1 pseudogene is annotated in these 311 nt (G+C 54.3%); it reads right to left on the bottom strand.

Annotated elements, in window-relative coordinates:
• Nucleotides 1-261: pseudogene (locus P0G09_RS17595) on the bottom strand (DNA polymerase III subunit beta); the annotation flags it as partial.
• Nucleotides 262-311 lie beyond the last annotated feature (50 nt).

The following is a 311-nucleotide window of genomic DNA, read 5'->3' as shown; positions in this document are numbered from 1 at the left end:
GTTGATCTGGCCGGAAGGCATCCGGCTGACCATGCTGCTGAGCAGCTTGGCGTTCAGCACCACCTCGCCGGGCTCTTTGACATTGGCATCAAGGGTGGTCACGATGCCCATTTCCAGGTCGTAGCCGGTCAGGGTGAGCTGGAAGCCTTCGGCTTTCAGCAGGATACCCTCCAGTACCGGGATGGTGGAGCGCAGTGTAACAGCTTTGGAAACGCCGTCAATGGCTGCACTCAACAGGGTTTTATCACAGATGATGTTCAATTGCGCGTCTCTCCTTATTTTGGATTCAAGTTTTGAGGTTCTTTCTCCCA

The organism is Faecalibacterium sp. DFI.5.82, assembly GCF_029076575.1.
In the GTDB taxonomy this organism is placed as follows: domain Bacteria; phylum Bacillota; class Clostridia; order Oscillospirales; family Ruminococcaceae; genus Faecalibacterium; species Faecalibacterium duncaniae.
Note: the sequence above shows the minus strand (reverse complement) of the source record. Positions and strands in the feature narration are given on the sequence as shown.